We start from the raw sequence: 13,874 nt of genomic DNA, 5'->3' as shown, positions 1-13,874 counted from the left end.
AAGATCCAGACGCACCGGCCGAGAGCATCGACCGGGCTGCGCGACTGGCCGCTCACCTGCGCGAACTAGCTGCCGCCGAGGATGAGCAGGGTGGCCGTCCCACCCTGATGGTGCTGGCCTTCGAAGGGTGGAACGACGCCGGGGGCGCAGCCTCTGCAGCGGTGCGGACCCTCGCCCAGGCGATGGGCGCCGAGGTAGTCGGCAAGATCACCGATGAGGAGTACTACGACTTCCAGTTCTCCCGTCCGAAGGTCGTCCGGAGCCAGGGCCACCGCGAGATTGTCTGGCCCTCCACCACTATCCTGCGCGCCGCACCAACAACCGGTGAGTTTGATGTGCTCTTTGTCCACGGAGTGGAGCCCAGCTTCCGTTGGCAGGCCTATACCGCTGAACTGCTGACTCGTGCCGCTGAGCATCAGGTCTCCGCGGTGCTGCTGGTGGGCGCGCTTCTGGCAGATGTCCCGCATACCCGGCCTATCCCGGCGTCGTTCTCCAGTGAGAACGAAGACCTGCAGGAGCTGTTGGATATTGATGCTCCTACTTACGAGGGACCGGTAGGGATTGTGGGGGTGCTGGCGCACACCGCTTTCCAGGCGGGAATCCCTGCAGTGTCATTGTGGGCCGCGGTACCTCATTATGTGGGGCAAGCCCCGTCGCCTAAGGCTCAGCTGGCGCTGATTCGCCGACTTGAAGAACTGCTGGGCCACCCGCTTCCCACCCAGGAGATCGCCGAGGATGCCGAGGCCTGGGAGCGCGGGGTCGATGAGCTGGCCCAGGAGGACGAGGAGATCGGGGATTACGTCAAGCGCCTGGAAGAGGCCACCGATACCACCAATCTCCCGGAAGCCTCTGGTGAGGCGATCGCTGAGGAGTTCGAGCGCTACCTGCGCCGTCGCAAGCCACCTGAGTAAGAGTGACCGCGCCGGTGATCGGCTATTTCAGGTCCCGGTTACTTCAGGTCCCCGCTACATCAGGTCCCTGCTACTTCAAGTCAATGCCCAGCAGCGCCAGCACGACGTCGCGGACTCGGCTTGCTGAGGTTCCTTGGGCCACGTGCCCTACGGCCCACATATCCAGCTGATCCAGCGCTGCTGGGGCGTTGAGGTTCAGTGCAAGTGCAGAAGTCAGCGCGTATTGCAGCTGATCGGGGGTCTCGGTTTCATCGCCGGCCTGAGTCTCATCACCCGCCTCTGGGGCATTCTGCAGAGCCTGCTGCCAGCGCGCGAAGCGCTGCTGCGCTGCCTGAAGGTCTGCAGCGGTGAAGCTCCAGTCTGACTGCCAGTGATTGCTCAGCAGCAGGGTGCGGATCACCCGTGGGTCTACGCCTTGGGCCCGGAGTGTGGAGACCAGCACGAGGTTGCCCTTGGACTTGGACATCTTCTCGCCGTCGAGTCCCACCATGCCGGTATGGGCGTAGTGCTCAGCAAGCGCCACGCCATCAGCTGCGGTGGCGTGGGCGGCGGAGAACTCGTGGTGTGGGAAGCGCAGATCTGAGCCGCCTCCCTGGACCGTGAAGGGAGCCGGAAGATGCCGACGGGCGATCACCGAACATTCAATATGCCACCCGGGCCGCCCCTCCCCCAGGCTCGCGCCGTCCCAGTAGGGTTCGCCGCTGCGGCGGGCCCGCCAGAGCAGCGGATCAAGGGCATCGCGTTTACCCGGGCGCGCCGGATCTCCGCCACGTTCGGGGAAGAGTTCCTCCATTGCGGTCCGGTCGTAGTTGCCGATGGAGCCCAGCCGCCAGTCTGTGCGGGACTCGGCAGCAGCAATATCAAAGTAGAAGTCCGGGCCGGTAGCGGCGTCGTCGTCATTGACCTCCACCGGATAGGCGATGCCGAGCTCCACCAGGCGCTCAACATCCTCTACCACTGCCGGGATCATCTCCACCGCGCCGAGATAATGCTGGGGTGGGATGACTCCTAGGGCCGTCATATCCTCACGGAAGAGCTCGGTCTGGTTCTCGGCGAGTTCGCGCCAGTCCACATCTGTCGCCTCGGCGCGCTCCAGCAGCGGGTCGTCAATATCGGTGACGTTCTGCACGTAGCGGACATCCAGGCCGCTGGCCAGCCAGTAGCGGACGAGCAGATCGAACTGCACATAGGTATTGGCGTGTCCCAGGTGGGTGGCGTCATACGGGGTGATGCCGCAGACATAGAGCGAGGCGGTATTAGCTCGGGAGCTGACGGGTACGACGTCGCCGGCTGCGGTGTCATGGAGCTGCAGGCTCTCTGCCAGTGGGGGCAGGGTAGGCACTTCCGGGGCGCTCCACGATCTCACGCGTTCATCCTTACGTTGGGGTACTTGTCCAGCAGGGGCCAACAGCGCCTAGGCGTTGATAATTCCGAAGCCGAGGCAGATGAACACGAACAGGCCCAGCAGGATGCGGTAGTTCACGAACAGGGTGTATGAGTTGTTGGAGACGTACTTCAAGAACCAGCCGATGATCACGTAGGCCACGCAGAAGCCCACCGCTGTGGCCAGGATGGTCTGGCCCATGGAGTAGGGGCCGCTCTGTTCGCCGATAGCGCCTGCCAGCTTGTAGAAGCCTGATCCGAAGACCGCGGGGATGGCCAGCAGGAAGGAATAGCGCGCAGCGGCCTCGCGGGTATAACCCATGAGCAGGCCGGCGGTGATAGTGCCCCCGGAGCGTGAGACGCCGGGGATCAGGGCCATCGCCTGAGCGAATCCGAAGATGATGCCGTCCCGGACGCTCAGTTCCTCCAAGGGTTTGCGCTGCTTGCCGTAATGATCCGCTACTGCCAGCAGGAAGCCGAAGATGATCAGCATAGTGGCCACCAGCCAGAGCGTGCGGAAGACAGAGTCGATGTAGTCCTCCAGCAGCAGGCCCAGGACCACAATGGGGATAGTGCCGATAATGATCAGCCAGCCCATGCGGGCATCTGGATCGCTGTGCGGAATCTTCCTAGCTAGCGCGGCGAACCAGGCTTTGGCGATGCGCAGGATGTCTCGCCAGAAGTAGACCAGTACGGCAGCTTCAGTGCCCAGCTGGGTGATGGCGGTGAAAGCAGCTCCGGGATCTGCGGCGCCGGGAAGGAACTCACCGACAATGCGCAGGTGCGCAGAGCTGGAGACGGGGAGGAACTCGGTCAGGCCCTGTACCAGGCCCAGAATGATTGCTTCGATCCACTGCACGGATAGAGCTTAGAGCACCTGAAGCCATGTGCCACTTCTCCCCCGGGACGACGGCGCGCCGCCCGCGGGTCCTATGGTTCAGTCTTCGGCGAGCTCATCCTCGAGGTCATCGTCCTCATCGAGCACGTCGTCGACGTCTTCTGCGTCCTCATCGTAGAGGTCCAGCGGAGTCACCTCGCCAGTGGCGGCGAAGAGCGCATCTTCATAGGCCTCAAAAGCGTCCTGGATGCCGTAGAAGGCAGTTTCGACAGAGGGGTCATCCTCGCCGCGCCGGTTCAGGGCGGCAGAGAGGTGCTCTTCCAGAGCATTCGTCAGCGCACTTAGGGCGACGCGCGGATCCAAGTTCATAAGGCACACAGTACCAACGCCTCGCAGACTGCACTAGGGTGGGCTCTCAACCATTGAATGAAGTCCTCAGATGGAAGCGAGGAACCCATGGCTGAGCAGTTCTCCTCACCGGCCTCACATGCTGGGACCCGGTATGTCACCCAGCACGACGACGGACGCAGCTGGGAGTATCTGGTGCTGACATGTCAGCCTCGTGAGTCTCTGGCAGAGGTCAGGCGTCAGGTCATCGACTATGCCGAGTACGGACGCTGGGAGCTGCGGCGTTCGGCCATCTATACCGGGGGTCTGCGCAAGTACTGGCTGCGTCGGCGCATTATGCGCGTGCAGCGCACGATCTAGTCCGACGACGCGCACTGCGGCTGCATCTTGGCAAGGCGCGCACCCCACTTCGCGCATTCACACCCCACTTACGCGGAGGCAGTTTTGCGGAAGTGGGGTGCGGCTTGCGTTAACTGGTGCGAGTCCTTCAGCTACTGGGCGGCGAGGAAGCGGTGCAGTACGCGCACTCCGAACTTCAGGGATTCCAGCGGGACACGTTCGTCGACGCCGTGGAACATGCCGGTGAAGTCCAGGTCTGCTGGAAGCTGCAGCGGGGCGAAGCCGTATCCGGCGATGCCCAGTCGACTCAGCTGCTTGTTATCGGTGCCACCTCCGAGCATGTAGGGCAGTACCTTGGCCTCTGGGTCCTCCTGCAGCAGTGAGTCCACCATCTGCTCCACGATCGCACCGGAGAAGGGCAGCTCCAGGGAGACGCCGTGTTTCTTCAGCTCAAAATCGACTTTTTCGCCGGCGAGTTCCTTGAGTTTGGCCGCGACCTTCTCATCTTGTTCGGGCAGGGTGCGTGAGTCCACCAGGGCCGAGGCTTCTCCTGGGACCACGTTGTGCTTGAACCCGGCCTCCAACAGGGTCGGGTTGGAGGTGTTCTGCAGCGTGGCGGCGATGAACTTCGCAGTGGATCCCATAGCGTCCAGGAGCTCCTGGGGGTTCTCTTCATCGAAGGGAATGCCGGTGATGTCGGAGAGCTGTTCAAAGAGCGCCCGGGTGGTCTTGGTGTACTCGATGGGCCATTTGTAGTTGCCGATGGCTGTGACTGCTTCGGCAAGGGTCACCACTGGATTGTCATGCTGAACAGCAGAACCGTGTCCGGCGGTGCCGCGGGCGGTCATCTTGGTCCAGTGAATACCTTTTTCGCCGGTCTGAATCAGGTAGGCGCGAGTGCCTGCGATGTCCACGGAGAATCCGCCGACTTCGCTGACGGCTTCGGTGGCTCCAGCGAAGACCTCCGGGTGATTGTCCACCATCCAGTCCGCACCGTAGGTGCTGCCGTCTTCTTCATCGGCGAAGAAGGCGAAGATCAGGTCGCGCTCCGGGGTGTGACCTTCACGGGCCATCTGCAGCATGGAGGCCAAGATCATGGCGTCCATATCTTTCATATCTACCGCACCGCGGCCCCAGATCAGCCCGTCTTTGATCTCTGCGGCGAAGGGATCCACCTGCCATTCATCTGCCTGGGCGGGCACGACGTCGAGGTGTCCGTGGACCACCAGGGCGCCGGCCTCGGGATTGGAGCCCTTCATCCGGGCGACCACGCTGGCCCGTCCGGGTGCTGACTCGTAGATTGCAGGCTCCAGACCGGCTTGGCGCATAATCTCCGCACAGTATTCGGCAGCCTCGAGCTCCCCGTTGGACTTCCCATCGCCCCAGTTGCTGGTGTCGATCCGAATCAGATCCCGGCAAAAATCAATGACATCAATTTCGGCCTGCTGTGCTGGGGTACGAGTGGGTTCAGTCATGATCCCAGCTTAGCCGGAGGGTCACCGCCGCTACCCCGTGTTGCACTGCTCAGCGCGTCCGTGGCCGAGAATCGCCGTAGTGGCGGCCTCTTGAAGTGATCTATCACAGATACGTAGCGTCGCTCATAGTGACGCTACGCCAAATCCACCGCGTGCTAGTAGCCTCCCTGAGTCCGCTTTACTGCGCAAGGAGCAGCCCGAGACCACACGCCCCCAGTCCGGCGATGAGAAACAAGGCGCCGATCCATAGAAGGACCACTAGTTGGTTCGGGCGGGTTCGTCCTCGACCAAGAGCCGACAGGAAGAATCCCGCCGGCATGAGGATCGCTGAAACGAGGACACCAGTTCGAGATACCCATTGCAGGAAGCCAGTGAGTTCTGTGGCTTCGGTCAGCAGCAAGCAAACTAGTCCCAGGATTATGAGCACGCCAGCATGGGCATGGCCTGCCCGATAGAACGACTTTTGAAAATTCGTCGCCGATACTGACCCTCGGATTACACGAGTAAGGAACCAGCCGCCGCTGGTCACGGTGATCGCAGCAAGCAAAACGAATCCCGCGGTGACCCTTGCCGGATCGGACAGCTCTAACATAAGACATCCTTGCCTCGGGAACTAATCCTAACACTGTTATATAACAGCGTTTTGGAACTTTTAGCAAGATGATTAGGATGCTGAGCATGGCCCGGCCCCGCACGCACGACAGCTCTGTCCGCCTACGCTTGATCGAGGCAGCGTCCGAGCAGCTTGCCAGCGGGGGGCCTGGGGCTGTGTCGCTGAGGTCTGCGGCCGCCGCGGCCCAGACCACTACTGCAGCCGTCTATTCGCTGTTTGGTGATCGCGAATCCCTTATCCAGGCTGTGATTGATGAGGGGTTCCGTCGATTCGCGGCCTACCTAAATGATGTAAACCAGACTGACAATGGGTGGGCAGACTTGCTGGCGCTCGGTATCGCCTACCGCCGCAACGCTTTGGAGAACCCGCACTTTTACCGGTCGATGTTCGCGAGCGGCTCCCCCCAGTGCGCGCGTCCCACCTTCGAACGTCTTGTCACGGCGGTTGCACGTGCCAATAACCTCGATCCAACAGACGCTGAAACCCCCGCCGTGCGGGTATGGGCATACGTTCATGGCCTAGTGATGTTGGAACTTAGTGGCTTGATGCCAGGTAGTGACGAAGAAAGGGAAAACGCGTACATCGCTGCTCTGAGAGCCGCGGGTTCAATCATCACCGGATGAGGCGCTGCGGCCGCCTGGCCAAGAAAAAGGGAACAGGCGACACCATAACAGTGTCGCCTGTTCCCTTTATCAAGATGGGTGGAGGTAACGGGACTCGAACCCGTGACCTTCTGCATGCCATGCAGACGCGCTACCAGCTGCGCCATACCCCCATATTTTCTTCTCTGTTCCCTTCGCTTTCCCGCGTTGGCAACCCCTATACACTACACCGGCTCGAGCGAATTCTGCAAATCGCGCCCGAACCGGTGCAGCGCTTAACCGTCCTGGTCAGGCAGCTCTAGGTCCAGTGCGGGCACATCGGCGTAGAGGCGGTCCAGCCCGTAGACGGCACGCTCTTCCTCGTTCTGGACGTGGATGACCATGTGGCCGTAGTCCAGCAGAACCCAGGTACCGCTCCCCCGGCCTTCACGGCGCAGTGGAGCTGATCCGTGCTGGGTTTTTACCTGGTGTTCGATCTCATCGCAGATCGCGTTGATCTGCCGCTCCGAGGGAGCCGAGCAGATGAGGAAGGCATCGGTGATGCCCAGGCGGTCGCCCACGTCGAGGCCGGCGATATTGGTGGCAAGTTTATCGGCTGCGGCGGCAGCTGCGGTGCGCAGCTCGGCCAGCACATTCTCTGGAACTGTCATAGGGGCCATAGTCTATGGCACGAACACAATGATGAGCACCACGATGGCCACCAGCAGCAGAGCTGCCAGCACGATCACCAGCCACTGCATCATGTTCTGCCGGTCTGCCTGACGTGAGGCTTCGTCTACCATCTGGTCCAAGTCCAGACCATGGGCACCCTGAGCCTTCACCGGTTCGATCGAGCCGGTCGCCAGATCGATGTAGTCCTCATCCCCGGTGTCCAGGGAGTCACGCACCGTGCGGCCGGTGATGATCTCAGACTCAGGACGTTCACGGCGACGACGACGGCGCTCCTGACGCTCGGCTTCTTCGCGTTCTTTGCGCAGGCGCTCCTGATTCGCCTGCATGGCCTTGGCCGCCAGGGCCTGCTGGCGCTTGAGCAGCTCAGGATCCACCGCGTGGGGATCCTGCGGCATACGAGAGATTTCGCCGGTGACATGGTCGAGTTCTTCCAGCAGATCAGGGCTCATCTCCGGAATAGACTCAGTCTCCCGCAGCAGCCGGCGCGCCCGGCGCGAGGCTGGGATGGGCGCATCCTGGTCGTCGTAGAACTCTTCTGCGACTGGATCCTGCTCGACGCTCTCAGACTGCTCATCGACGTCGTCTTCGTCGTCTAGCTCGCCCGCAGTCTCGAGCTCGTCCTCCCCTGCAGGGTCGTCCCCCTCAAGCTCGTCCATCTCGACAGGCTGTTCGTCCTCGGACGCATCAGCTGCCAGCTCGTCATCCGGGGCCTCTTCTTCAGGAAGGTCCTTATCAAAGGCATCGGCGATATCTTCTTCGGGCCGTGCGGGCTCGTCCTGCTCTACCGGAGCTGGCAGGGCTGCTTCAGGAGGTTCTGGGAGGCTGATCGCCCCAGCTGACGCCGCATTGTCCTCGAGGTCGTCCTCGTCGTCCTCATCATCGAGCTCTTCAGCCAGCAGCAGCTCGTCGACGTCGTCGTCTTCCAGGTACCCGGTGTCTTCTAAGGACTCAGCGTCTTCCGAGGGCTCAGCGTCTTCCAGGGACTCTTCCGCGGGCGAAGATTCCGACTCAACGTCGATCCAGTCCTCAGCCTCGAGTTCAGCTGCGGCCTCATCGCTTTCATCAACCGGCTCCTGGTGCTCGGCAGCCGGAGCCTCAGCTTCCACAGCGGCGGAAGCTACCAGGGTGCGGTTCAGCTCCGAATCGGCCTCACTCAGCGGCTCTTCAACAGCCGGGTCTGTGCTGTCAGCAGCCGGGACTTCGGTGTCCTGGACAGCGTTATCGACAGGGTCCTCACCAGAGGCAGCGTCATCTCCGGCAGCCAGCTCATCAGCGGTGGCCTCAGCTTCTTCCTGGGCCTCGCGCTGGGACGTCAGTTCGGCCTCGCGGCGACGACGCAGCTCCTTGCGGGAGACCGGCAGGTAGCGTGCACGCAGGTCATCGCCGCCGGCTGCCTGCTGCTCGGTGGTGTCTGCACTCATCGTGGAGCCTCCTGGTGGTTGTCCTCCATGGTATGCCCCGGATGTGGGGCCGTTGCGGAATCTGCGGCGCGTGTGGCCGGATTCGCCATGTAGAGGCCGTGCTTATTGATGTACTGCACTACGCCGTCGGGCACCAGGTACCAGACGGGTTTCCCCGCCTTGGCCCGGTCCCGCAGGTCCGTAGAGCTGATAGCCATCGCGGGGATCTCCATCAGTGAGATCTCCTCGGTGCGCCCGAAGTCCTCGCTGACGTATCCGGGCCTGGTCACCGAGACAAAATGCGCCAGCTTCCACAGCTCATCCACGTTCTTCCAGGACATGATCTGCGCCATCGCATCAGCACCGGTGATGAAGAACAGCTCATCCTCGGGGAACATGGTGCGGAAATCCCGCAGAGTGTCAATGGTGTAGGTGGGACCGTCGCGATCGATATCCACCCGGGAGACGCTGAATCGCGGATTAGACGCGGTGGCGATCACGGTCAGCAGATAACGGTGTTCTGCTGGGCTGACATCCCGATCAGCCTTCTGCCAGGGCTGGCCGGTGGGGACAAAGATCACCTCGTCGAGGTTGAACTCCGCAGCCACTTCACTGGCCGCCACCAGATGGCCGTGGTGGATGGGATCAAAGGTCCCGCCCATGATGCCTAGGCGCCGTCGTCGTCCGTCTGTGGGTGCTGGATGCAGCGCAGTGCGGTGGGTCAAACTGGCCAGTGTCCTGTTATCCCGTCTGGATGATCAGTGGTCAGCGTTGGGGTCAGCGGGAAGCTCCCGACCCTTATTCGCGAACGACAGCGTGATCATCAGCGCGCCCATCAGCAGGATAAACATGATGATGCCGTACCAGACTGCCGGGATGGGCAGTCCGTGGCCGTGAGATTCCTCAGCAAGCAGCAGTGCAATGATCGGCAGGTTCATGCCTCTCCTCTGTCAAGACGTAGTGGACTTGCGATATCTGGCGTCAAGTCTACAGGGACGCCGGCTCCACGGCGCGGAAGACAGGCATCGAGCCGACGACGGCGCGGCCTGGACTCAGACGCGGATCTGACCTTCTCCGCGCAGCACCCATTTGGTGGTGGTCAGCTCAGCCATGCCCATCGGTCCGCGGGCGTGCATCTTCTGGGTGGAGATCCCCACTTCGGCCCCGAGTCCGAACTGGCCGCCGTCGGTGAAGCGCGTGGAGGCGTTGACGATGACCGCTGCGGCGTCGACCTCTGCGATGAACCGTTCAGCGTTGGCCACCGAATCGGTGATGATGGCTTCGGTGTGGCCTGTGGTGTAGCGGGAAATGTGCTCGATGGCCTCATCCAGTGAATCGACCACGCCCACAGCCATTTCCAGGTCACCGAATTCGGTGGCGAAGTGCTCCTGTGTCACCTCAGTGACAACACCGGCAGTCTCCGGGGAGCTGAGATCAGCTGCATGAGTTTCAGCTGCTACTTCGTCCTGAGCCTCAGCAGGCAGCCAGTGCCGGACTCGTGGGTCCACGTGCAGGGTCACCCCCGCCCGGTGCAGAATGAACAGCGCCTCGCGTCCTGCTGCTTCAGTGTCTTTGTGCAGCAGCAGGGTCTCAGCGGCATTGCAGACACTGGGTCGGGAGGTTTTGGCGTTGAGCACAATGTCCCGGGCGATCCCGGGGTCTGCGCTGGCATCAATGAAAATGTGCACATTGCCCTCACCGGTTTCGATCACCGGGACCCGGGCGTTGGTGACCACATGCTGGATGAGCTCACGGCCGCCGCGCGGGATCAGCACATCCACAGAGCCTCGCTGAGTCATCAGTTCGGTGGCGCCCTCACGGCCGAAGGAATCGATGCTCTGCACCGCGTCCACCGGCGCCCCGGTGGATCGTAGCGCCTCCCGGATTACTGCAAGCAGCATGTCGTTGGTGCTGGTGGCAGCAGACCCGCCGCGCAGTACTGCGGCGTTGCCGGATTTCAGCGTCAGCGCCGCAATGTCCACGGTGACGTTGGGGCGGGCTTCATAGATGACGCCGATGACGCCTAACGGAACCGTGGTCTGGGCAAGCCGGAGTCCATTGGGCAGAGTCCGGCCCTGCACGATTCGGCCCACGGGATCATCCAAGGCGATGATCTCCTCTACGGCTGCGGCCAGGGATGCGATGCGCTCATCAGTCAGCGCCAGTCGATCCAGTAGGGAACGGCTCATCCCGTTCTTCCGGCCGCGTTCTAAGTCTTCCTTGTTCGCCTGAGTCAGCGCCGCAGCTGATTCGCGCAGCCCCGCGGCCACTGCAGCTAGGGTGCGGTCCTTATGGTCACGTTCCATGCGGGCCAGTGCCCGCGATGCGCTGCGGGCACGGCGGCTGATACCGGCAATGGCCTCAGCTGTATTGGACTCCGAGCTGTTGGACTCTTCTGCTGGAGAGTCTGCCGTGCTGGTAGTCGCAGTGCTGGCTGCTGCGGTGCTGTCCTGGCTCATACACTCCTCATTTCCAGTCTGACCATGTCATCGGTATGAATTACTGGCCGCTCGTAGTCAGGGCCCAGCCGGGCAGCAAGCTCTGCGGTGCTGCAGCCGAGCATCTGCGGCAGTTCGGTGGAGGAGAACGCGGCTACTCCCCTAGCCTGCACAGTACCGCCGGGACCGGCGATCTCCACAACATCACCGGTCTCGAAGGCACCCTCGATTCCGGTGATTCCTGCAGGCAGCAGCGAGCGGCGCCCATGGACCACGGCCTTCACTGCGCCATCGTCGATCAGCAGCCTGCCCTTGGTGTGCGCGAGATGAGCCAGCCAGGCCGAGCGGGCTCCGCGACGTCGTCCCCTGGCCTCGAAGAAGGTGCCCACCTCCTCGCCGTTGAACAGCGCCTGGGCTTTGGCTGCGGAGGTCAGCAGCGCCGGTGTCCCATTGGCGGTGACAATCTGTGCGGCCTCAACTTTGGTGACCATACCGCCGGTGCCTACACCGGCGCGCCCACGCGGACCCAGGGTGACGCCTTCAAGATCCGCGGGACTGCTGATTCGAGCTACTGGTTTTCCGCCTTCGGACGGGGGGCCGTCGTAGAGAGCGTCGACATCGGAGAGCAGGATCAGCGCATCTGCATGGATGAGATTGGCCGTCAGCGCCGCTAGCCGGTCATTGTCACCGAAGCGGATCTCAGCAGTGGCCACGGCGTCGTTCTCATTGACTACCGGAACGGTGCCCAACGCCAGCAGCTTCTCCAATGCGCGCAGCGCGTTGGTGTAAGTGGAGCGCCGGATCAGGTCCTCCACGGTCAGCAGCACCTGGGCCACGGTGGCTCCGTGCTCGGCGAAAGTCCGAGTGTAATGAGCCAGCAGCAGGCCCTGCCCTACCGCCGCGGCAGCCTGCTGAGCTGCCAGATCCTGCGGCCGCGTCTCTAGCCCGAGGGGGTACAGGCCTGCGGCGATGGCACCGGAGGAGACCAGGACAACTTCGGTGCCGCGCGCACGCAGGCTCTGACACGCGTGCACCAACTGCTCAAGGGCCTCCACACTGATTCCGCCCTGAAGGGTGGTCAATGAGGAGGAACCGACCTTGATCACCAGCCGCCGCGCCTGTGCCAGGTCTGCAGCGGAGGTGATGGTCGAGCCCCTGAGCTGCCGTGTGCTCATCTAGTTCTCCCGCTCCGTGTGCTCGGAGTCCTCGCCCTCGGGGTTGCCCTGGGTGTAGACCACTTCGACGTCGTCCTCGTAGTTCTCCTCGGCAGCGTAGAGCGCCTCCATCTCCGCGCGGGTCGCGACTTTGGCTGCACGCCGGTCGGCCTGCTCCTGACGCTTCTCGGCGCGAGTGGGGCGCTGCTGGTCGGCAAAACGCAGGTCGGTGCCGCGGGGTCCGGCCAGGTGTTCTGCACCTGCGGCCATCGTGGGTTCCCAGTCGAAGACCACACCGTTGTGTTCGGTGCCGATGACCACAGCGTCACCGGGTTTGGCGCCGAGCCGGAAGAGCTCATCTTCAATGCCGATGGCCTGCAACCGGTCCGCCAGGTAGCCCACAGCTTCTTCGTTGTTGAACTCGGTCTGCTGAATCCAGCGCTCGGGTTTGCTGCCGCGCACCCGCCACAGCGGTTCTCCGCCCTTTTCTTCGCGGGTGATGGTGAAGCCCTTGTCGTCAATGGCTTTGGGCCGGATGGTCACTGGCACAGGAGCCTGTTCCACCAGCTGCTGAGCGCGTGCCTGTTCCACCAGCTCAGCCATGGCGAAGCTGAGTTCCCGCAGTCCCTTGCGGGAGACGGCGGAGACCTCGAATACCCGGTAGCCGCGTTCCTCCAGGCTGCTGCGCACCATCTCCGCCATCGCCTCGCCGTCGGGAAGATCGGTCTTGTTCAGCGCGACTAGCCGGGGCCGCTCGTTCAGCGGAACGGCTGCGTCGTCGCCGCTAGTGGAGGTCACTGCATCGGGTGCGTAGGCGTCGAGTTCAGCCTCGATGGCATCCAGATCGGCCAGCGGATCGCGGTCAGATTCCAGTGTGCCGCAGTCCAGAACGTGCACCAGGGCCGCACAGCGCTCCACATGACGCAGGAACTCATGCCCGAGGCCCTTGCCCTCTGCTGCGCCGGGGATCAGCCCGGGCACATCGGCCACGGTGAAGCGGATCTCCCCTGCCTCGACCACGCCCAGGTTGGGGACCAGGGTGGTGAAAGGGTAGTCGGCAATCTTGGGGCGGGCCGCTGAGAGCGCGGCGATCAGGCTTGATTTACCGGCTGAGGGGAAGCCCACCAGAGCAATATCCGCCACTGATTTGAGCTCCAGGACTACTTCGGCTTCTTCTCCGGGGATGCCCAGCAGGGCGAAACCGGGGGCTTTGCGCTTCTTGGAGGCTAGTGCGGCATTGCCGAGGCCGCCCTGTCCACCTTCAGCGATGCGGGCGCGCGCGCCGGCCCCCACCAGGTCTGCCAGGACGTTGCCCTCTTTGTCTTTAATGACGGTGCCGTCGGGAACCGGCAGTTCGAGGGTCTGCCCCTTATGGCCGTTCCGGTGGCCACCCTGGCCAACGCCACCGTTTTCAGCTTTGCGGTGGGGCCGGTGGTGGTAGTCCAGCAGTGTGGTGGTCTGCGGGTCGACTACGAGGTCGATATGGCCGCCGTCGCCGCCGTCGCCTCCATCAGGTCCGCCCAGCGGCTTGAACTTCTCGCGGTGGACGGAGATGCAGCCGTGGCCTCCGCTGCCGGCGGTGGCGTGCAGCACCACGCGGTCGACGAAATGTGCCATGAATCTGCTCCTGACGGTTGGGGTGGTGGTGTTCTTAGTCTAGAGACGACTCAAGGGCGGGCCCATATCGGGCCCACCCTTGAG

Annotated in this window: 15 protein-coding genes and 1 tRNA gene; 3 read left to right on the top strand and 13 right to left on the bottom strand. The window is 62.8% G+C overall.

Annotation, left to right across the window (positions count from 1 at the left end; genetic code table 11):
* Positions 1-44 precede the first annotated feature (44 nt).
* Positions 45-911, top strand: coding sequence for a proteasome assembly chaperone family protein (locus ABEA23_RS12565; RefSeq protein ID WP_345478678.1), 867 nt, complete (start codon positions 45-47; stop codon positions 909-911).
* 70 nt (positions 912-981) lie between these two features.
* On the opposite strand, the gene mshC is transcribed toward ABEA23_RS12565, so the two are convergent.
* The 3 genes from mshC to ABEA23_RS12550 all read right to left on the bottom strand — a co-directional run bounded on the left by mshC (position 982) and on the right by ABEA23_RS12550 (position 3,501).
* The gene (mshC, locus tag ABEA23_RS12560; RefSeq protein WP_345478350.1) at positions 982-2,277 is read right to left on the bottom strand and encodes a cysteine--1-D-myo-inosityl 2-amino-2-deoxy-alpha-D-glucopyranoside ligase; all 1,296 of its coding nucleotides are present in this window, start codon (positions 2,275-2,277) and stop codon (positions 982-984) included.
* A gap of 48 nt (positions 2,278-2,325) precedes the next feature.
* On the bottom strand, positions 2,326-3,153 hold the full coding sequence (locus ABEA23_RS12555) for an undecaprenyl-diphosphate phosphatase (RefSeq protein ID WP_345478349.1): 828 nt from the start codon (positions 3,151-3,153) through the stop codon (positions 2,326-2,328).
* 78 nt (positions 3,154-3,231) lie between these two features.
* On the bottom strand, positions 3,232-3,501 hold the full coding sequence (locus ABEA23_RS12550) for a hypothetical protein (protein ID WP_345478348.1): 270 nt from the start codon (positions 3,499-3,501) through the stop codon (positions 3,232-3,234).
* Positions 3,502-3,588: 87 nt separating this feature from the next.
* On the opposite strand from ABEA23_RS12550, the gene ABEA23_RS12545 reads away from it, so the two are divergent.
* The gene (locus ABEA23_RS12545) at positions 3,589-3,840 is read left to right on the top strand and encodes a DUF5703 family protein (protein WP_044494890.1); all 252 of its coding nucleotides are present in this window, start codon (positions 3,589-3,591) and stop codon (positions 3,838-3,840) included.
* Positions 3,841-3,971: 131 nt separating this feature from the next.
* On the opposite strand, the gene ABEA23_RS12540 is transcribed toward ABEA23_RS12545, so the two are convergent.
* Positions 3,972-5,294 carry a M20/M25/M40 family metallo-hydrolase gene (locus tag ABEA23_RS12540; RefSeq protein WP_345478345.1) on the bottom strand — a complete coding sequence of 441 codons (1,323 nt, stop codon included), beginning with the start codon at positions 5,292-5,294 and terminating at the stop codon, positions 3,972-3,974.
* A gap of 178 nt (positions 5,295-5,472) precedes the next feature.
* Entirely contained in the window at positions 5,473-5,886 is a 414-nt protein-coding gene (locus ABEA23_RS12535) for a hypothetical protein (protein ID WP_345478344.1), read from the bottom strand.
* Positions 5,887-5,972: 86 nt separating this feature from the next.
* Here ABEA23_RS12535 and ABEA23_RS12530 point away from each other — a divergent pair, with 86 nt between their 5' ends.
* Positions 5,973-6,530 carry a TetR/AcrR family transcriptional regulator gene (locus tag ABEA23_RS12530; protein WP_345478343.1) on the top strand — a complete coding sequence of 186 codons (558 nt, stop codon included), beginning with the start codon at positions 5,973-5,975 and terminating at the stop codon, positions 6,528-6,530.
* Between the two features lie 79 nt (positions 6,531-6,609).
* Here ABEA23_RS12530 and ABEA23_RS12525 read toward each other — a convergent pair.
* From ABEA23_RS12525 to obgE, 8 genes are all read right to left on the bottom strand, one after another.
* A tRNA-Ala gene (locus tag ABEA23_RS12525) sits at positions 6,610-6,682 on the bottom strand.
* A 102-nt stretch (positions 6,683-6,784) separates the two neighbouring features.
* Positions 6,785-7,159, bottom strand: a complete 375-nt coding sequence (rsfS, locus tag ABEA23_RS12520; protein ID WP_345478342.1) for a ribosome silencing factor — start codon at positions 7,157-7,159, stop codon at positions 6,785-6,787.
* Between the two features lie 12 nt (positions 7,160-7,171).
* Complete coding sequence (locus ABEA23_RS12515) at positions 7,172-8,602, bottom strand: hypothetical protein (protein ID WP_345478341.1); 1,431 nt, start codon at positions 8,600-8,602, stop codon at positions 7,172-7,174.
* Positions 8,599-9,243, bottom strand: a complete 645-nt coding sequence (nadD, locus tag ABEA23_RS12510; RefSeq protein ID WP_425577219.1) for a nicotinate-nucleotide adenylyltransferase — start codon at positions 9,241-9,243, stop codon at positions 8,599-8,601. The genes ABEA23_RS12515 and nadD overlap by 4 nt, the downstream gene beginning before the upstream one ends.
* A 96-nt stretch (positions 9,244-9,339) precedes the next feature.
* Positions 9,340-9,519 carry a hypothetical protein gene (locus ABEA23_RS12505; protein ID WP_345478340.1) on the bottom strand — a complete coding sequence of 60 codons (180 nt, stop codon included), beginning with the start codon at positions 9,517-9,519 and terminating at the stop codon, positions 9,340-9,342.
* 114 nt (positions 9,520-9,633) lie between these two features.
* Complete coding sequence (locus ABEA23_RS12500) at positions 9,634-11,040, bottom strand: glutamate-5-semialdehyde dehydrogenase (RefSeq protein WP_345478339.1); 1,407 nt, start codon at positions 11,038-11,040, stop codon at positions 9,634-9,636.
* Positions 11,037-12,194, bottom strand: coding sequence for a glutamate 5-kinase (gene proB / locus ABEA23_RS12495; RefSeq protein WP_345478338.1), 1,158 nt, complete (start codon positions 12,192-12,194; stop codon positions 11,037-11,039). Before proB ends, ABEA23_RS12500 begins: the two co-directional genes overlap by 4 nt.
* Entirely contained in the window at positions 12,195-13,790 is a 1,596-nt protein-coding gene (gene obgE, locus ABEA23_RS12490; RefSeq protein WP_345478337.1) for a GTPase ObgE, read from the bottom strand.
* Positions 13,791-13,874 lie beyond the last annotated feature (84 nt).

It is taken from the genome of Nesterenkonia rhizosphaerae (assembly GCF_039544555.1).
Lineage (GTDB): Bacteria > Actinomycetota > Actinomycetes > Actinomycetales > Micrococcaceae > Nesterenkonia > Nesterenkonia rhizosphaerae.
Note: the sequence above shows the minus strand (reverse complement) of the source record. Positions and strands in the feature narration are given on the sequence as shown.